Genomic DNA, 19,004 nt, shown 5'->3' on the forward strand with positions numbered 1-19,004 from the left:
ATCACAAACTATTTGATGCGGTCTTTACCTAGATGGTGTGCTCGCTGTCACACATGAGAGTGAACCCGCGCGTCTGTGCAAAATAACGGGCAACTTGTCTGCTATTGACGCGGTTTGCCGCTGTCGGCTCTTGCACAATTCTTACTTTGCATCAGCGTGAACTTTCGGCCCCGCGACGGTCCAGGACGCGCGGACGAGTGCCAATTGCCGTCGCCCCGTTGACTCCTGAGACTCCGACGACGACCGGCGCACGCTCTTCGGAGCCGGCGTCCTGCGCCGCCTCGGTCCCCTGCGCCGTCTCCTCGGCCCCGTCGCCCGGGACCGCCGAGGCGGCGGCGCGACGACGCCGGTAGCGCGGTGGCACGAGGTGCTCGGCCCAGCGCGGAGCACGCGGTGTGAAGCGCGGCAGCAGGAGCAGCACCAGCCCGACCGCGCTGAACGCGGCGATACCGAGCACGCTCCACATGGCTCCCGAGTTCACCGAGTAGGCGAGGGCACCGAAGGCGATGAGCGCCGACCAGAAGTACATGATCAGCACGGCCCGGCTGTGCGAGTGGCCGACCTCCAGCAGACGGTGGTGCAGATGCCCGCGGTCGGCGGCGAACGGGGACTGTCCGCGCCAGGTGCGCCGCACGATGGCGAGCACGAGGTCGGCGGCCGGGATGGCGATGATCGTCAGCGGCAGCAGCAGCGGGATGAAGACGGGCACCGTCTGGTGCACGGTGTTGCGCGGGGAGCCGGTGAAGAGGTTCATCACGTCGGGGTCGATCTGCCCCGTGATGCTGATCGCGCCGGCCGCCAGCACCAGCCCGATCAGCATCGAGCCGGAGTCACCCATGAAGATCCGCGCCGGGTGCATGTTGTGCGGCAGGAAGCCCAGGCACATGCCCATCAGGATCGCCGCGAACAGCGTCGCCGGGGCGGCGGCCTCGATGCCGTAGCTGTACCAGATGCGGTAGGCGTACAGGAAGAACGCGGCGGAGGCGATGCACACCATGCCCGCGGCGAGCCCGTCGAGCCCGTCGACGAAGTTCACGGCGTTGATCGTGATGACCACCAGCGCCACCGTCAGCAGGGTGCCCTGCCACTGGGTGAGGGCCACCAGGCCGACACCGGGGATCGGCAGCCACAGGATCGTCAGACCCTGCATGACCATCACACCCGCGGCGATCATCTGACCGCCCAGCTTGATCAGGGCGTCGATCTCGAACTTGTCGTCCAGCACGCCGATCAGCCAGATCAGTGCCGCCCCGGAGAGCAGCGCGCGCGGCTCGTTGGAGTTGGAGAAGACCGCGTTGAGGTTCGTCAGGTGGTCCGCGACCAGCAGCCCGGCGCACAGACCGAAGAACATCGCGATGCCGCCGAGCCGCGGTGTGGGTTCCCGGTGCACGTCCCGTGCCCGGATCTGCGGCATGGCTCCGGCCACGATCGCGAACTTCCGTACCGGCCCGGTCAGCAGATACGTCACCGCGGCCGTGACACAGAGCGTCAGCAGATATTCACGCACGGGCTTCCCCACAGGTCTCGCTGGCCATCTCAGCCCCACACCCTAGCGATGCGCGCATACGGTTGAGGACTTCCGGGTAGCGACGATGGTTGCACGCCTGGCTGTGCACACGAGTGCGCGTACCCCTCAGAGGTCCGGATAGGGAGGAAATCTTCCGGTGAGCTCCCGCACTTCTTCACGTGCGGTCCTGCTGTCCTTCCCACCCCGCAGCACCGCCGCGAACACCGCCGCGACCTGCGCCATCTCCATCTCGCCCATGCCCTGCGTGGTCATCGCCGCCGTGCCGAGCCGCAGCCCCCGCGTCTCCCCGTAAGGCAGCGCACAGGTGTCGAGGACCATTCCGGCGGCGGCGAGCCGACCGCGTGCGGTGCGCCCGTCGAGGCCGAACGGCGCCGGGTCGGCGGTCAGCAGGTGGGTGTCGGTGCCGCCCGTGGTGAGGGCGAGTCCCTCCGCGGCCAGTCGCGCGGCCAGGGCCCGCGCGTTGGCCACCACCTGATGCGCGTACGCCGTGAACGCGGGCGTCGCCGCCTCGCCGAACGCCACGGCCTTGGCGGCGATCGTGTTCATCTGCGCACCGCCCTGGGTGAACGGGAAGACGGCGCGGTCGACGCGCTCGGCCAGTTCCGCGCCGCACAGGATCATGCCGCCGCGTGGCCCGCGCAGCACCTTGTGGGTCGTCGCGCAGACCACGTCGGCGTACGGCACCGGGCTGGGCGCCGCTCCCCCGGCGACCAGCCCGATGGGATGGGCGGCGTCGGCGATGAGATAGGCGCCCGCCTCGTCGGCGATCTCCCGGAAGAGCGCGTAGTCGATGTGCCGGGGATAGGAGATGGAGCCGCAGACGATGGCCTTGGGGCGGTGCGCCCGGGCCAGCGCCCGCACCTGCGCGTAGTCGATCCGCCCGGACTCCGGCTCCACCCCGTAGCCGACGAAGTCGAACCAGCGGCCGGAGAAGTTCGCCGGCGACCCGTGTGTGAGGTGACCGCCGAACGGGAGCCCCATGGCGAGCACGGTGTCCCCGGGGCGCAGCAGGGCGGCGTACGCGGCCAGTACGGCCGACGACCCGGAGTGGGACTGCACGTTCGCGTGATCGGCGCCGAACAGGGCCCTGGCGCGCTCCACGGCCATCCGTTCGGCGACGTCGACGATCTCGCAGCCGCCGTGGTGACGGGCGCCGGGGTACCCCTCGGCGTACTTGTTGGCGAGCGGCGATCCGAGGGCGGCCAGCACGGCCGGCGAGGTGAAGTTCTCGGCCGCGATCAGCTGCAACGACGTCGACTGCCGCACCAGCTCCCCGAGCAGGATCTCGGCGAGTTCCGGGTCCTGTCGACGCAGGACATCCGCTTCCAGCGTGTGTGTGACCGGCATGGTGGTCTCCGGACCTCGGCAGGTGGTGCGCCACGTCCTCGGCGGCGGGATGCGCTACGTCCAATGTAGAACCGCGATCCCGAGGCCGCCCGGTCTCGCCGGCCCCGTACCCCCGTCCGGTACCGCGCCGGCCCGGACCGGCGCCCGCGTGGCCCACCCGTGTCGGACGCGCCCTCGTCCCACGCCCGTGTCGGACGGTCGCCCGTACGCCCGTGTCAGGCGCTCGCCCGCACGCCCGTCAACGCCGTCACGACCGGGTCCAGCGCCTCGTTGATCTCGTCCCCGATGGACCGGAAGAAGGGCAGCGGCGCACCGTAGGGGTCGTACACCTCGTCCGCCTCCGCCGTCGGCGCCAGCAGCCACCCGCGCAGCGCCGCCGCGGCCCGCACCAGGGCACGGGCACGTTCGACCACGCCGTCCTCCAGCGGGGGCAGCGTCGCCGTGTCTATGGCCCGTACGAGGCGCGTGAACTCCTTCAGCGTGAAGGTGCGCAGACCCGCCGAGTGGCCCATGGAGATGACCTGGGCGCGGTGGTCGCGGGTGGCCGTCAGCACCAGGTCGGCCCTGATGACGTGGTCGTCGAGGAGCTCGCGGCCGACGAAGCCCGAGGCGTCCGCGCCGAAGTCCGCGAGGACCGTCTCGGCGTTGGCCTCCATGGGCGCGCCCTCGTGGCCCCAGGTGCCCGCGCTCTCCACGATCAGGCCGCCCCACAGCGGGTCGCCGAGCCGGTCGGCGAGGGCATGACGGGTCAGCCGCTCGGTGATCGGTGAGCGGCACACGTTGCCGGTGCTGACGTGGAGGATGCGGAAGGACCCCCCGGGGGAACCGTTGGACCCCGCGCTCCCCGTGCCTATGCCACGCATGGGGGTGCCCCCTGGTCGAGGGGGCCCGGGAGCCTGGGGGAGACAGGGGCTGTCAATTCGCCACCTCGAGGTCGGGTACGACCTTCCGCAGCTCCTCCGCCGACAGCGCCCCGGCGCGCAGCAGCACGGGCACCTTGCCGGTCACGTCCACGATCGAGGAGGGCACGTTGCCCGGGGTCGGACCGCCGTCCAGGTAGACGGAGACGGAGTCCCCGAGCATGTCCTGCGCGGCGTCGCAGTTCTCCGGCGCCGGGTGGCCGGTGAGGTTCGCGGAGGAGACGGCCATCGGGCCGACCTCGGTGAGCAGTTCGATGGCGACGGGGTGCAGCGGCATGCGCACGGCCACCGTGCCCCGGGTGTCCCCCAGGTCCCACTGCAGGGACGGCTGGTGCCTGGCGACGAGCGTCAGGGCGCCCGGCCAGAACGCGTCGACGAGCTCCCAGGCCATCTCGGAGAAGTCCGTGACGAGCCCGTGCAGGGTGTTCGGGGAGCCGATGAGGACAGGGGTGGGCATGTTGCGGCCGCGGCCCTTGGCGTCGAGCAGATCGGCGACGGCCTCCGAGGTGAACGCGTCGGCACCGATGCCGTAGACCGTGTCCGTCGGGAGGACCACCAGCTCGCCACGGCGGACGGCGGACGCGGCCTCACGCAGACCGGTCGTGCGGTCGGTGGCGTCGTTGGTGTCGTATCGCCGTGCCATTTAGCGGGCCTCCTCGTACACGTACTGCTGGCTGGGGAACGGGATGCGCGTACTCACGGCATCGCCTTGCGGGCGGTCGCGAACCGCGGCCGGTTGTTGAGGTCCGGATGGTCGGCCGCGTCGGCCCAGCCCCGCTCCTCGGTGAAGATCCACGGCACCTGTCCGCCCTGGGTGTCGGCGTGCTCGACGACGACGACGCCGCCGGGGCGCAGCAGCCGGTGCGCGGTGCGCTCGATGCCGCGGATGAGGTCGAGTCCGTCCTCGCCGGAGAACAGGGCGAGTTCGGGATCGTGGTCCCGGGCCTCCGGCGCCACGTACTCCCACTCGGTGAGGGGGATGTACGGCGGGTTGGAGATCACCAGGTCCACCTGCCCGTCGAGGTCGCGGAAGGCCTCCAGGGCGTCTCCCTGGCGCAGGTCGACCCTGGACCCCTCGACGTTCTTGCGCGTCCAGCGCAGGGCGTCCTCGGACAGCTCCACGGCGTGTACGCGGGAGCGCGGGACCTCCTGCGCGAGGGCGAGCGCGATGGCGCCCGAACCGGTGCAGAGGTCGACGATCATCGGTTCGACGACGTCCATCGCGCGGACGGCGTCTATCGCCCAGCCGACCACGGACTCGGTCTCCGGGCGGGGCACGAAGACGCCGGGGCCGACCTGGAGCTCCAGATAGCGGAAATAGGCGTGCCCGGTGATGTGCTGGAGCGGCTCGCGGGCCTCACGGCGCGCGATCACCTCCCAGTAGCGGGCGTCGAAGTCCGCGTCCTTGACGGTGTGCAGCTCGCCCCGCTTCACGCCGTGCACGAAGGCGGCGAGCTCCTCCGCGTCGTTGCGCGGTGAGGGCACGCCGGCGTCGGCCAGCCGCTGCGTGGCCTGGGCCACTTCCGCGAGCAGCACGCCGCGGGGGTTTGGGGGTCGCCCCCCAAGATGTTGCTGCACGCTGGTCCTCCGGGGCTGAGCTGTTGTCGTGAGCTTCTTACGCGGCGGCGAGTTTGGCCGCCGAGTCCGCGTCGACGCAGGCCTGGATCATCGCGTCGAGGTCGCCGTCGAGGACCTGGTCCAAGTTGTACGCCTTGAATCCGACGCGGTGGTCCGAGATGCGGTTCTCCGGGAAGTTGTACGTACGGATCTTCTCGGAGCGGTCGACGGTACGGACCTGGCTGCGGCGGGCGTCCGCGGCCTCCCGTTCCGCTTCCTCCTGCGCCGCCGCGAGGAGCCTGGAGCGCAGGATACGCATCGCCTGCTCCTTGTTCTGCAACTGGCTCTTCTCGTTCTGGCAGGAGGCGACGACTCCGGTGGGAATGTGCGTGATGCGCACCGCGGAGTCGGTGGTGTTCACGGACTGGCCGCCGGGTCCGGAGGAGCGGTAGACGTCGATGCGCAGATCGTTCGCGTGGATCTCGACGTCGACCTCCTCGGCCTCCGGGGTGACCAGCACGCCGGCCGCGGAGGTGTGGATGCGGCCCTGCGACTCGGTGGAGGGCACGCGCTGCACGCGGTGCACTCCGCCCTCGTACTTCAGGCGCGCCCAGACACCCTGTCCCGGTTCGGTGGCACCCTGGCCGCCCTTGGTCTTCACCGCGACCTGGACGTCCTTGTAGCCGCCGAGCTCGGACTCGGTGGAGTCGATGATCTCGGTCTTCCAGCCGACCCGCTCGGCGTAGCGCAGGTACATGCGCAGCAGGTCGCCGGCGAAGAGGGCGGACTCGTCGCCGCCGGCGCCCGCCTTGATCTCCAGGATGACGTCCTTGTCGTCGCTGGGGTCGCGCGGGACCAGCAGCAGCCGGAGCTTCTCGGTGAGCTCCTCGCGCTGCTTCTCCAGCTCCTTGACCTCGGCGGCGAAGTCGGGGTCGTCGGCCGCGAACTCCTTCGCGGTCCCGATGTCGTCCCCGGTCTGCTTCCAGGAGCGGTACGTCGCGACGATCGGGGTCAGCTCGGCGTAGCGCTTGTTCAGCTTGCGCGCGTTGGCCTGGTCGGTGTGGACCGACGGGTCAGCGAGCTTCTTCTCCAGATCGGCGTGTTCACCGATGAGTTCCTCGACCGCCTCGAACATCTCCGGCTCCAATGGACTGTCCCCCGCTCCGTGACGGGCTCGGGGACGTAGGTACGGCGTGGGGGTCCCCCGGCCCGAACGGGGTCGGAAGCCCGGGGGAAGGGGCTGCACCGCAAAGCGCCGGTCCCGGCGCCCCCGTGCCGGGGACGCCGGAGACCGGCGCTGTGGGCTCGCTACTTCTTGGCAGCGGCAGCCTTGCCGAAGCGGGCCTCGAAGCGGGCCACGCGGCCACCGGTGTCGAGGATCTTCTGCTTGCCCGTGTAGAACGGGTGGCACTCGGAGCAGACCTCGGCACGAATGGTGCCGGACTCGATCGTGCTGCGGGTGATGAACGACGCGCCACAGGTGCAGCTGACCTGCGTCTCGACGTACTCGGGGTGGATCTCGCGCTTCAAGGTGTCTCCTAGTTTCGGGAGGGCGCCGGGTCGCCGCCGCGGGATGCGGGAGCGTGAACCGGAGCCGACGTACCAGTCTGCCAGGACTGGGCGCATCCCCCAAAACCGGGGGGATGGATGATCTATTCCCGGGCGCGTGTACGGACCGTTCAGGGCCGGTGCACGGGGCTCAGGAGGCGTTCACGACGCCCTTCGCGGTGCCCGTGGCGGTTCCCTTGGTGGCCGCCGCGGGAATCGCCCGGTCGTCCTTGAGCGCGTTCCAGACCAGCTTGGACTTGGCTTCGTCGACCAGGACACGGTTGGCGTCCGCGCTGTCGTACTGGACCGGCATCGTCACCATGTTCATGTGCGAGGAGCCGATGCCCTTGAGGCCGTCGGCGAAGGACGCGAGGTCCTTGACCGAACCGATGTCGGAGTCGGTGGTGACGGTCTTGGTGGCGGTGTCGGCGAGCTGGTAGAGCTTCGTGGGGCTGGTCAGCACACCGAGGTGCTTGACCTGGTCGACCAGGGCCTTGATGAACGCCTGCTGGAGCTGGATGCGGCCGAGGTCGGAGCCGTCGCCGACGCCGTGCCGGGTGCGGACCAGACCGAGCGCCTGCCGCCCGTCGAGGGTGTGCGGGCCGGCCGCGAGGTTCAGGTGGCTGTCCGGGTCCTTGATGGCCTTGGTCGTGGTGACCGAGACACCGCCCAGATCGTCGATGAGCTTCTGGAATCCGCTGAAGTCGACCTCGACGTAGTGGTCCATGCGGATACCGGACATCGACTCGACGGTCTTCACGGCGCAGGTGGCGCCGCCGGTGGAGTACGCGGAGTTGAACATCACGCCGGTGGAGGCGTCGTGGGTGACGCCCTTGGCGTCGGTGCAGGAGGGGCGCCGGACGAGGGTGTCGCGGGGTATGGAGACCACGCTGGCCTTCTTGTGGCCCTTGTATATGTGCACGACCATCGCCGTGTCCGAGCGGGCGCTGCCGTCGTCGGCGCCGCCGCCGAGCTTCTCGTTGCCGCCGGCGCGTGTGTCGGATCCCAGCACCAGGATGTTCTCGGAGCCGTTGTCGGCCTTCGTGGGCCGGTCCGATCCGAGGGCCTGGTTGATGTCGACGGTCTTGAGGTTGTCGTTGAGCTTGAAGTACAGGATTCCGACGCCGGTGCCGCCCAGCACGACGATGCCCGCCGCGCTCCAGGCCGTGATGAGCAACGCCTTGCGACGCGTTCCCCGCGGCTTGCGGCGGCTGCCCTTCGCACGGCGGCTCGGGCGGCTCGTGCCGGACTCGCCCGGTGTCCCGGGTCCCGGCGTGCTCTCGGCAGGCATGTGCTCCCTCAGTCCTCGTGCTGTCGGTTACCCCTGTCTGTCAGGGCCAGGCCCGTCTGCGGTCGTGACACGTACTTCTCCATGGTCACTCCGTACCGTCAGACGGGGAAACTCGGCAAAGGGTTGCACAACGCGATGTGTCCACCGCCGGCCGCGACGGGCACACCGGACGCCTGACGCGTCCGGCCGGAAACGCGCTCACCTGGTCTTTCGGCCGAAGATGCCGTCCCGCTCGAAATCGGTGCCGGCCTTGATCCCTGTGGCGAAGGTCTCGCCGGCGACCATGCCGGTGCCCGGGTACGGACACGGTGTGCCGACGGCGCACGGGCCGGGGAGTCGCATCCGCGCCTACGCCCGCGTCCGTGCCGGTGTCCGCCCGGACCCCTACCCGTATCTGTGCTCGTGTCCGCGCTCGTGTCCGCGCTCGCGCTCCCGCGTGCTCGCGCTCTCGCGTCGTCGCGTGTTGGGTGAGGACGTCCGCGTCGACGGGTCAAGTCCCCGCCGGAATCCGTGTGTTGACAGGAGACGCGCGGCCACCCGCCGATGCCGGACAGCACGAAGGGCCGCCCCCGGATCGGGGGCGGCCCTCAGTCGTGCAGAGGTCAGTCGTTGCCGTTGCCCGGCGACGGCGTCGTCTTCTGGATCTGCAGAAGGAACTCCGCGTTCGACTTCGTCTGCTTCATCTTGTCGAGCAGCAGCTCGATCGCCTGCTGCTGGTCGAGCGCGTGCAGCACGCGGCGCAGCTTCCAGGTGATCGCGAGCTCGTCGCTGCCGAGCAGGATCTCTTCCTTACGGGTACCGGACGCGTCGACGTCCACCGCCGGGAAGATGCGCTTGTCGGCGAGCTTCCGGTCGAGCTTGAGCTCGGCGTTGCCGGTGCCCTTGAACTCCTCGAAGATGACCTCGTCCATGCGCGAGCCGGTGTCGACGAGCGCGGTGGCCAGGATGGTCAGCGAGCCGCCGTCCTCGATGTTGCGCGCGGCGCCGAAGAACCGCTTCGGCGGGTAGAGCGCGGTCGAGTCGACACCACCGGACAGGATGCGGCCGGAGGCCGGGGCGGCGAGGTTGTACGCACGGCCCAGACGGGTGATCGAGTCGAGCAGCACGACGACGTCGTGACCCAGCTCCACCAGACGCTTGGCGCGCTCGATGGCGAGCTCGGCGACCGTGGTGTGGTCCTCGGCCGGGCGGTCGAAGGTCGAGGAGATGACCTCGCCCTTGACCGACCGCTGCATGTCGGTGACCTCTTCCGGACGCTCGTCGACCAGGACGACCATCAGGTGGCACTCGGGGTTGTTGTGCGTGATCGCGTTGGCGATCGCCTGCATGATCATGGTCTTGCCGGTCTTCGGCGGGGCCACGATCAGACCGCGCTGGCCCTTGCCGATCGGCGCGACGAGGTCGATGATCCGGGTCGTCAGCACGCCCGGGTCGGTCTCGAGGCGGAGCCGGTCCTGCGGGTAGAGCGGCGTCAGCTTGTTGAACTCCGGCCGGCCGCGCCCCGAGTCGGGGGCCATGCCGTTGGTCGAGTCCAGGCGGACCAGCGCGTTGAACTTCTCGCGGCGCTCGCCGTCCTTGGGCTGACGGACCGCGCCGGTGACGTGGTCACCCTTGCGCAGGCCGTTCTTGCGGACCTGGGCCAGCGACACGTACACGTCGTTCGGACCCGGCAGGTAGCCCGAGGTGCGGATGAACGCGTAGTTGTCGAGGATGTCCAGGATGCCCGCGACGGGGATCAGGACGTCGTCGTCCGCGAGCTGCGGCTCGTTGGTCGCGAACTCGTCGCGGCCACGACGGCCACGGCGGTCGCGGTAACGGCCGCGACGGCCGCGACGGCCACCGTCGAAGTCGTCGTCGTCCTGCGGGCCGTTGTCACGCTGCTGGCGGTCCTGACGGTCCTGTCGGCCGCCGCCCTGCTGCTGACGGTCCTGACGGTCCTGACGGTCCTGCCGGTCCTGGCGCTCCGGGCGCTGCTGTCCGCCGCCGGCCTGGCCCTGCTGCTGCTCGTCGCCCTTGCCGCCGCGGCGGTCGCGCTCGCGCCCACCGCGCTCACCGCGCTCACCGCGGTCCCGGCGGTCACGGCGGCCCTGGCGGCCGTCGGCGCCGTCACCGGCGTCGCCCTTGGCCTCGCCGGCCGTGTCGGCCCTCGGCTCGCTCTTCGCCTCGACGGCGACCGTCTCGGGGCTGCCCGCCTCGGCGACGGCGCGACGGCGGCGGCGCTCCACGGCGGGGGCGTCGTCCTGCTCGGCCTCGCTCGCGCGGGAGGGGCCACCGGCGGGCTGGCCGGGGATCTCGATCTGCTGCTGGGCCACGGCCTTCTCGGCGGCCTTCTCGGCCTTCTTCTCGGCCGGAGCGGCCTCGTCGCCGGTACGGGCCTTGGAGGTGGCCCGGCGCTTCGGCTTGGCCTCGGTGGCGGTGTCGGCGGTCTGCGCGGGGGCACCGCCCGCCTGCGCCTCCTTGATGACCTCGATCAGCTGGCTCTTGCGCATCCGCGCGGTGCCCCTGATACCGAGGCCGGACGCGACCTGCTGAAGCTCGGCCAGCACCATGCCGTCGAGGCCGGTACCGCGGCGCCGCCGGGAGCCGGCACCGGAGGCAGGCGCGGCAGAGGCGTCCGTGGCGGGCGCGGCAGCGGTCTCCTCGACACGCGCGCCCATCAGATCGGTGGTGTCGCTCACGAAGGGTCCTTCCCTGGAGCGGACGTCGGCCTGTCTGGCTCGGCGACCGGTTGTGCTGTCCGGCTTTGGTCCTTGTGGTGTGGACCGCGCCGGGGCGGTGGTCCGCCAAAGCGGCGGAAGACATATCTGGTGATGACGATTCCGGAGCCGAGGCACTGAATTGCGGTGTCATCGGCACGGTCACGCCGGTTCCGGAGCGTGCTCAGCACTGCTCAGCGCATAGCACCCAATGCATGGCACAAAGCAGTTTGGGAGGCTCCCGGAAGAAAGGTTGTCCCGGACGGGGACACGATGCACCTCGCCATGGTGGGGTCGGGTGCAGACTTGAGGTTAACACTACCGGATCCAACAAACATTCCCCCTCTCGAAATCCGGCAACCGCGCGCTTTTAATGGACACCCGTCGGCGCGAGCGGCAGCACGCTCGCCCCCGTGGCGTCGAGGTCCAGTCGATTGGCGGCCCACCCCTGACCTGCGAGGTCGGCGACTTTGTCGGCCGATTCCGCGTCGGCGAGCGCGAGGACCGTGGGGCCGGCGCCGGAGATCACCGCGGGAATGCCGTCGGCCCGCAGCCGCTCCACCAATGCGGTGCTCTCCGGCATCGCCGGGGCGCGGTAGTCCTGGTGCAGACGGTCCTCGGTGGCGGGCAGCAGCAGCTCGGGGCGCCTGGTGAGGGCCTCGACGAGCAGTGCGGCGCGGCCCGCGTTCGTGGCGGCGTCGACGTGCGGGACGGTGCGTGGCAGCAGTCCGCGCGCGGTCTCCGTGAGCACCGGCTTTCCCGGTACGAAAACCACTGGAACGATGGAATCGGCGGGTTCCATCCGGATCGCCCGCGCGGCTCCGGCCTCCATCCAGGAGAGCGTGAAACCACCGAGCAGACAGGCCGCGACATTGTCGGGATGCCCTTCGATCTCGGTGGCGAGTTCCAGCAGCGCGGAGTCGTCGAGCCTGCTGTCGCCGCCTATGGTCACGGCACGCGCGGCGACGATTCCGGCGCAGATGGCGGCCGAGGAGGAACCGAGACCCCGTCCGTGCGGGATGCGGTTGGCGCAGACGATCTCAAGGCCGCGCGGCTGTCCGCCCAGCAGATCGAAGGCGGTGCGCAGGGAGCGTACGAGGAGATGACTCTCGTCGCGTGGCAGCGTCTCGCTGCCCTCACCCGCGATGTCGATGTGCAGCCCGGAGTCGGCCACCCGGACGACCACGTCGTCGTACAGCCCCAGTGACAGGCCGAAGGCGTCGAAGCCCGGCCCGAGATTGGCGCTGGTGGCGGGGACGCGCACCCGGACGGCGGCGGCGCGGAACGCTGGACCGGCCATCGCTCGATGACTCTCCTTGAGCTGCGTGATGTGCGAGATTCTCGATGAACTGCGGTGAACTGCTGCGAGGAACTGCGACGGGTTGCGATGCCTACGAGAAGACCCGGAGGCCGCAAGGACGGCGCGGCACCGCGGCATATGCGGCGGGCGGGTTCGGTACAGCCTATCGAAGGAAGGTTCTGTGGCGACATAGGGCGCACAGGAGGCGCACGATGCGTGTCGTAAGCCCCCTGTGCACCCCCCGTCGGATTGCCCCGGGGCCGCCCGTGGCGACGGACGCTTTATGCCCGTTCCCGGTACTTTCCACCCATCGCCAAGGGCTCCGACGCGCCCCCGCGCGCTCCCGGGGACTCCCGTCAGGGACTCCCACGCAGTGGCGGCGGGTTCGCGCCAGGCGGCTTTACGCCAGTCCGAGCCGCTCCGCCGCCGTGGCCGCGTCCACCGGGACGGTGACGGGCTGCGGGGCGCCGGCGACGGCCCAGTCCGGATCCTTGAGCCCGTTGCCGGTGACCGTGCAGACGATCCGCTGGCCGGGGTCGACCTTGCCCTGCTCGGCGGCCTTCAGCAGACCGGCGACGGACGCGGCCGACGCGGGCTCGACGAAGACACCCTCCTGCGCGGCCAACAGCCGGTAGGCGCGCAGGATCTCACGGTCCGTCACCTCGTCGATGAAACCGCCCGACTCGTCCCGCGCGGCCAGCGCGAACTGCCACGAGGCCGGGTTGCCGATGCGGATCGCGGTGGCGATGGTCGAGGGGTCCTTGACCACCTCACCGCGCACGATGGGCGCGGAGCCGGAGGCCTGGAAGCCCCACATGCGCGGGGTCCGCGTGGCGATGCCGTCGGCGGCGTACTCGGTGTAGCCCTTCCAGTACGCCGTGATGTTGCCCGCGTTGCCCACCGGCAGGACATGGATGTCGGGCGCGTCGCCGAGCATGTCCACGATCTCGAAGGCCGCGGTCTTCTGGCCCTCGATGCGTACCGGATTGACCGAATTGACCAGCGCCACCGGGTAGTTGTCGGACAGTGAGCGCGCGAGGGTGAGGCAGTCGTCGAAGTTTCCGTCGACCTGGAGGATCTTCGCGCCGTGGATGAGGGCCTGCCCCATCTTGCCGAGCGCGATCTTGCCCTGCGGCACGAGGACGGCGCAGACCATCCCGGCCCGCACCGCGTAGGCCGCGGCGGAGGCCGACGTGTTGCCCGTGGAGGCGCAGATGACGGCCTTGGCGCCCTCCTCCTTCGCCCGCGTGATGGCCATGGTCATACCGCGGTCCTTGAAGGACCCGGTCGGATTCGCACCCTCCACCTTGAGGTGGACGTCGCAGCCCGTGCGCTCGGAGAGCACCTGCGCGGGCACGAGCGGCGTACCGCCCTCACGCAGCGTCACGACCGGCGTGTTCTCGGACACCGGAAGCCGGTCCCGGTACTCCTCGATGATTCCGCGCCATTGGTGGGTCATTGCTGGTTACTCTCCTTCAACCCGCATGATGCTGGCGACACCCCGCACGGTGTCGAGGCTGCGCAGCGCCTCGACGGTCCCGTTCAGGGACGCGTCGGACGCACGGTGGGTGACTACGACGAGAGAGGCCTCGCCGCCTCCGTCCTGCCGGCCCTGCTGGCGAACCGTATCGATCGAGACGCCGTGCTCGGCGAAGACCGTGGCCACCTGGGCGAGAACACCCGGTTTGTCGGCCACGTCGAGGCTGATGTGGTAGCGCGTGACGACCTCGCCCATGGAGCTCACGGGCAGCTGGGTGTACGCGGAGTCGCCGGGCCCGGTCGCACCGTTGAGCTTGTTGCGGCAGACGGCGACGAGGTCGCCGAGGACGGCGGAGGCGGTCGGGGCGCCGCCGGCGCCCGGTCCGTAGAACATGAGCTGACCGGCGGCGTCCGACTCGACGAACACGGCGTTGTACGCGCCGCGCACGGAGGCGAGCGGGTGGCTCAGCGGAATCATCGCCGGGTGCACGCGCGCCGTCACCGAGCCGCCGTCCGCGGCCCGCTCGCAGATGGCGAGCAGTTTGATGGTGCAGCCCATCGCCTTGGCCGAGGCGAAGTCGGCGGAGGTGACCTCGTTCATGCCCTCGCGGTAGACGTCGTCGAGACGCACCCGCGTGTGGAAGGCGATCCCGGCGAGGATGGCGGCCTTGGCGGCGGCGTCGAAGCCCTCGACGTCGGCGGTCGGGTCGGCTTCCGCGTACCCGAGCGCGGTGGCCTCGTCGAGGGCCTCCTGGTAGCCCGCTCCCGTGGAGTCCATCTTGTCGAGGATGAAGTTCGTGGTCCCGTTGACGATCCCCATCACGCGGTTGATCTTGTCGCCGGCGAGGGACTCGCGCAGCGGGCGGATCAGCGGGATGGCACCGGCGACGGCGGCCTCGTAGTAGAGGTCCCTGCCGTGCTCCTCGGCGGCGGCGTGCAGCGCGGCACCGTCCTGGGCGAGCAGGGCCTTGTTGGCGGACACGACGGAGGCGCCGTGCTCGAAGGCGGTCGTGATGAGGGAGCGGGCGGGCTCGATGCCCCCGATGACCTCCACGACGACGTCGATGTCCCCGCGCTTGACCAGGGCGGTCGCGTCGGTGGTCACCAGGTCGGGGTCGATGCCCTCGCGGACCTTGGAGGGCCGCCGCACCGCGACGCCGGTCAGCTCGACCGGGGCCCCGATGCGCGCGGCGAGGTCGTCGGCGTGCGTCGTCATGATGCGAGCCACCTCTGAGCCGACAACCCCGCAGCCCAGCAGCGCCACCTTCAGCGGACGCGTACGCATCATCCGACCTCGTTTCCTCATACCGTCTACGGTGGAACCAGTCTCACTCACCGGACGGGGGTTTCTGTCCCTCGTCCGGATCGTGAGATGTCTATTTCATTCTCGCGGGGCCGACGGACCGGAGATCTTTCTCCGGCCGCCGGGACCCCGCCCGTGGCCGCCGTCCCTCACCCCACGTCGAGACGGAGCAGGTCCTCCTCCGTCTCGCGCCGGACGATGACCCGCGCCTCGCCGTCGTTGACCGCGACGACCGGTGGCCGCAGCGCGTGGTTGTAGTTGCTGGCCATCGACCGGCAGTAGGCGCCGGTGGCCGGAACGGCGATCAGGTCGCCGGGGGCCAGGTCGGAGGGCAGGAAGGCGTCCTTCACGACGATGTCACCACTCTCGCAGTGCTTGCCGACGACGCGCACGAGCATGGGCTCGGCGTCGGAGGTGCGCGAGACCAGGGCGACGCTGTACTCGGCGTCGTACAGGGCGGTACGGATGTTGTCGGACATGCCGCCGTCCACGGAGACGTACGTCCGCAGCCCTTCGAGCGGCTTGATCGTGCCGACCTCGTAGAGCGTGAAGGCGGTCGGCCCGACGATGGCGCGCCCGGGTTCCACCGAGATCCGGGGCGTCCGCAGCTTCGCGGCCTCGCACTCCCGGGTGACGATCTCGCTGAGGGCCTTGGCGATCTCGTGCGGCTCGCGGGGGTCGTCGTCGCTGGTGTACGCGATGCCGAGGCCGCCGCCGAGGTCGATCTCGGGCAGTTCGATCCCGTGCTCGTCGCGGACGGCCGCGAGCAGCGCCACGACCCGTCGGGCGGCGACCTCGAACCCGGCCATGTCGAAGATCTGCGAGCCGATGTGGGAGTGGATCCCGACCACTTCGAGACCGTCGAGGGAGAGCGCACGGCGCACGGCCTCCGCGGCCTGCCCGTCGGCGAGGGCGATCCCGAACTTCTGGTCCTCGTGGGCGGTCGCGATGAACTCGTGCGTGTGCGCCTCCACGCCGACCGTCACCCGGATCTGTACGCGCTGGCGCGTGCCGAGGGACTGGGCGATGTGGGCGACGCGCACGATCTCCTGGAAGGAGTCGAGCACGATCCGCCCGACGCCGGCCCGGACGGCGGCCGTGATCTCCTCGGCGGACTTGTTGTTGCCGTGGAAGGCGATGCGGTCGGCGGGCATGCCGGCGGAGAGGGCGGTGACCAGTTCACCACCCGAACAGACGTCGAGGTTCAGCCCCTCCTCGTACAGCCAGCGCACGACGGCGCGCGAGAGGAACGCCTTCCCCGCGTAGAAGACGTCGGCGTCGTGTCCGAAGGCGGTGCGCCAGGCACGGGCGCGCGCCCGGAAGTCCGACTCGTCGAGGAAGTAGGCGGGGGTGCCGAACTCCTCCGCGAGGGTGGTGACTTCGACGCCGCCGACGCTCACGACCCCGTCGTCGGTACGGGTGACGGTGTGGGCCCAGACCTTGGGGTCGAGGGCGTTGAGGTCGGCGGGCGGGGCGCTGTAGTGGCCTTCGGGCAGGACATCGGCGTGACGGGGCCCGGCGGGGTGTGCGGAACGGCTCATTCTTCTCTCACAGATAGTCAGGGGCGCTGATGCCGAGCAGGGACAGGCCGCCGGCCAGCACCGTCCCGGTGGCTTCGGCGAGCGCGAGCCGGGCGCGGTGGGCGGCCGAGGGTTTCTCGTCGCCGAGCGGCAGCACCAGGTGCTGGAGGGCGAGGAAGGCGTCGGCGGTGGTGACGAGATGCCGGGCGAGGCGGTCGGGGGCGCGATGGGTCGCGGCGACGCGCAGGGCACGGGGGTACTCGGCGAGGGCGCCGAGCAGCTCGTCGGCCCCCGGGACGTCACCGGGGGTGCCGGTGAAGCCGAGGGCGGCGGCGTTGCGGGTGAGAGCCCGGGTGCGGGCGTTCGCGTACCGGACGCGGTAGAGCGGGTTGCTCTCCCGCTGAAGAAGATGCCCACCATCGATCCGGGGCCGATCATGCCCCGCCGGGTGCAGCAGCGCCCAGCGGGCGGCGTCGGGGCCGAGGGAGGTGGGGTCTTCGGGGGCGGGGACGGGACGGAGGGTCACGGGGGTGGTGGGGCCGGTCGGGGTGGTGGGGCCGGTCGGGGTGGTGGTGGCGGTAGGTGTGGCGACATCCGTGCGCGGCGGCTCGGCGTACTGCACCAGGGCCCGTCCGCCCTGGGTGGCGATGATCCGTACGAGCGCGTCGGCGACGACCTCGGCACGGAGGTCGTACGGAATCGGGATCAGGAGCGGGACGACCTGCCCGTCGAGGGCGTCGCCGTGGCCGTAGGAACCGCGCCCGATCTCCCGTACGAGGGATGCGACGGCGGAGTCCGCGCCGCCGAGGCGGATGTTGAGGAACCCGGGCCCGGTGATCGCGACGTCGGCGACACCGTCGGTGCCAACGAGGTGGGGCCGCAGAATCTCGGCGACCTGCACCGCGGAGCGCCCGGCGGGCCGGGCCAGCTGCAACGCGATGTTCGTGGCGTAGTCCCCGCACCCACCGGGCCCCGGGGGCGCCACCACCGCCCGCACCGGCACGGCCACACTCAGCTCACCCGCGTCCACAGCACGACGCACCGCGCGCAGCACGGTACGGGAGAGCTCGACGGGGGTCACGTGACCAGCGTAGGGGAGGAGGGGGGTGGGTATGCGAGTCGGTTTGTCCGGAGGTCCGGGATGTGGACGGGGTACGGGCGTACGGCCGCACCCGAACCGGAGGGAGGCGAGGTGAGGTGCGGCGAGGTGCGGTGAGGCGCGGTGCGGTGAGGCGAGACAAGACGTAGTGACCCGAACGACTGATCCGGGGCCGCCGGAGAGGCCACCAGCCACTCCCCGCACAATGACCCACGGTCGATGTGTGAGCGGTATGGGTCAGTGCGGGCGGGCCGGCGGACAGCTCTCGTCAATGCCCGGAGCGGCCGGCGCGCTCGGCTTCGTCGACCCCGAACCCGTCAGGCCCGAACCCGTCAGGCCCGAACCTCTCGGTATCGAACCTCTCCGTACGGAAACCGTCCGTACCGAACCCTTCCGAGCCGAAGCCCTCACCCTCGGCCGCGCCCTCGAAGGCGCCTTGGAAGGGCGACCCGCAGTCGTCGTCACCACCGCCTTCGCCGCCCCGACTCCCCCGCCGCTCCATCAACTGCCGTACGAGTCGCACGAGTTCGGAGGGCTCGAAGGGCTTGGCGAGAAAGGCGTCGACACCCACGTCGAGCCCGCTCTCGACCTCGTACTGGGTACAGGCGCTGACGATGGCGAGGGGAAGGTTCCGCGTCCGCGGATCGGCACGGAGCCGAGCGGCGGTACGCAAACCGTCGAGCCGGGGCATGACCACGTCCAGGGTCACCACATCGGGCCGCACGTGATGCACCACGTCCAGACATTCGGCACCGTCGGCCGCGGTCACGACCTCGATGCCCTCCAGCTCGAGATTGACCCTGATCAGCTGCCGGATGACCTTGTTGTCGTCCACAACAAGCACCCGACCGGACGCGCCTGACACAACTCGAGAGTAGGTCCGCTCCCACCACCGCGTCCGGGTTTTCCCCACTTCCACCCCGGACGGGGGTCCCGAACCCGCCCCGGCCCGGCCCCGCCCCCTTCTCCGCCCCCCTTCTCCGCCCCCGTCCCGGCCTCCCGTCGAGGCTCCAGGACCCATTCGGCCCACGCCCACGGGCCGCCCCCGCCCTCACTCACGGCCCCCTCCCCGCACGCCCCAACACACCGCCCCTCCCCCACATAAACCCATGCCAGTCGCCCTCGAAAGAGCTGGTAGGGTTCTACCCGTCGCCGCACACCACGGCGGACACGCCCCCGTAGCTCAGGGGATAGAGCAACGGCCTCCGGAGCCGTGTGCGCAGGTTCGAATCCTGCCGGGGGCACCCCTTATGAGGTGCCCAAAGACCCCGTCACCAGCGGAAACGCTGAGGCCGGGGTCTTCGCGTATGTGCAGGCGTATGCGGCCCTGAGCGGCCCTATGACGGCCTCTGTGGACTATTTGTGGACAGGATCTTGGGCCGTCGCCCCAGGTCAGCCCACCAATTCAGCCGATGC

At 70.5% G+C, this 19,004-nt stretch carries 14 protein-coding genes, 1 tRNA gene and 1 pseudogene; 1 reads left to right on the forward strand and 15 read right to left on the reverse strand.

Annotation, left to right across the window (positions count from 1 at the left end):
* Positions 1–151 precede the first annotated feature (151 nt).
* From OG199_RS15240 to OG199_RS15310, 15 genes and pseudogenes are all read right to left on the reverse strand, one after another.
* Positions 152–1,507 (reverse strand): MraY family glycosyltransferase, encoded by a 1,356-nt coding sequence (locus tag OG199_RS15240; RefSeq protein WP_401799685.1) that lies wholly within the window; start codon positions 1,505–1,507, stop codon positions 152–154.
* 126 nt (positions 1,508–1,633) lie between these two features.
* The gene (glyA, locus tag OG199_RS15245) at positions 1,634–2,875 is read right to left on the reverse strand and encodes a serine hydroxymethyltransferase (RefSeq protein ID WP_405829888.1); all 1,242 of its coding nucleotides are present in this window, start codon (positions 2,873–2,875) and stop codon (positions 1,634–1,636) included.
* A gap of 215 nt (positions 2,876–3,090) precedes the next feature.
* Positions 3,091–3,738, reverse strand: coding sequence for a protein-tyrosine-phosphatase (locus OG199_RS15250; protein WP_266701397.1), 648 nt, complete (start codon positions 3,736–3,738; stop codon positions 3,091–3,093).
* 52 nt (positions 3,739–3,790) lie between these two features.
* A complete protein-coding gene (locus OG199_RS15255) occupies positions 3,791–4,438 on the reverse strand; it encodes an L-threonylcarbamoyladenylate synthase (RefSeq protein WP_266701396.1) in 648 nt (215 codons plus the stop codon).
* Between the two features lie 53 nt (positions 4,439–4,491).
* A complete protein-coding gene (prmC, locus tag OG199_RS15260) occupies positions 4,492–5,331 on the reverse strand; it encodes a peptide chain release factor N(5)-glutamine methyltransferase (RefSeq protein WP_356804060.1) in 840 nt (279 codons plus the stop codon).
* A 79-nt stretch (positions 5,332–5,410) separates the two neighbouring features.
* Positions 5,411–6,487, reverse strand: coding sequence for a peptide chain release factor 1 (gene prfA, locus OG199_RS15265; RefSeq protein ID WP_266701394.1), 1,077 nt, complete (start codon positions 6,485–6,487; stop codon positions 5,411–5,413).
* A gap of 173 nt (positions 6,488–6,660) precedes the next feature.
* Entirely contained in the window at positions 6,661–6,882 is a 222-nt protein-coding gene (gene rpmE, locus OG199_RS15270) for a 50S ribosomal protein L31 (RefSeq protein ID WP_266701393.1), read from the reverse strand.
* A 169-nt stretch (positions 6,883–7,051) separates the two neighbouring features.
* Positions 7,052–8,191 (reverse strand): LCP family protein, encoded by a 1,140-nt coding sequence (locus tag OG199_RS15275; RefSeq protein ID WP_356804062.1) that lies wholly within the window; start codon positions 8,189–8,191, stop codon positions 7,052–7,054.
* 602 nt (positions 8,192–8,793) lie between these two features.
* Positions 8,794–10,869 carry a transcription termination factor Rho gene (rho, locus tag OG199_RS15280; RefSeq protein WP_405829891.1) on the reverse strand — a complete coding sequence of 692 codons (2,076 nt, stop codon included), beginning with the start codon at positions 10,867–10,869 and terminating at the stop codon, positions 8,794–8,796.
* Between the two features lie 388 nt (positions 10,870–11,257).
* Complete coding sequence (gene thrB / locus OG199_RS15285) at positions 11,258–12,187, reverse strand: homoserine kinase (protein ID WP_266701389.1); 930 nt, start codon at positions 12,185–12,187, stop codon at positions 11,258–11,260.
* A 400-nt stretch (positions 12,188–12,587) separates the two neighbouring features.
* Positions 12,588–13,646: a threonine synthase gene (thrC, locus tag OG199_RS15290; RefSeq protein ID WP_266701388.1), complete on the reverse strand. Its 1,059-nt coding sequence runs from the start codon at positions 13,644–13,646 to the stop codon at positions 12,588–12,590.
* 6 nt (positions 13,647–13,652) lie between these two features.
* Entirely contained in the window at positions 13,653–14,951 is a 1,299-nt protein-coding gene (locus OG199_RS15295) for a homoserine dehydrogenase (protein WP_356804069.1), read from the reverse strand.
* 167 nt (positions 14,952–15,118) lie between these two features.
* On the reverse strand, positions 15,119–16,510 hold the full coding sequence (lysA, locus tag OG199_RS15300) for a diaminopimelate decarboxylase (protein WP_356804065.1): 1,392 nt from the start codon (positions 16,508–16,510) through the stop codon (positions 15,119–15,121).
* A gap of 7 nt (positions 16,511–16,517) precedes the next feature.
* Positions 16,518–17,570 (reverse strand): ArgS-related anticodon-binding protein NrtL, encoded by a 1,053-nt coding sequence (gene nrtL / locus OG199_RS15305; RefSeq protein ID WP_405829893.1) that lies wholly within the window; start codon positions 17,568–17,570, stop codon positions 16,518–16,520.
* A 421-nt stretch (positions 17,571–17,991) separates the two neighbouring features.
* A pseudogene (locus OG199_RS15310) lies at positions 17,992–18,501 on the reverse strand (response regulator); the annotation flags it as partial.
* A gap of 259 nt (positions 18,502–18,760) precedes the next feature.
* Between OG199_RS15310 and OG199_RS15315 the strand changes: the two are divergent.
* Positions 18,761–18,832 (forward strand) — tRNA-Arg (locus tag OG199_RS15315).
* Positions 18,833–19,004: the final 172 nt, after the last annotated feature.

This window comes from Streptomyces sp. NBC_01176 (assembly GCF_045039825.1).
In the GTDB taxonomy this organism is placed as follows: Bacteria; Actinomycetota; Actinomycetes; order Streptomycetales; family Streptomycetaceae; genus Streptomyces.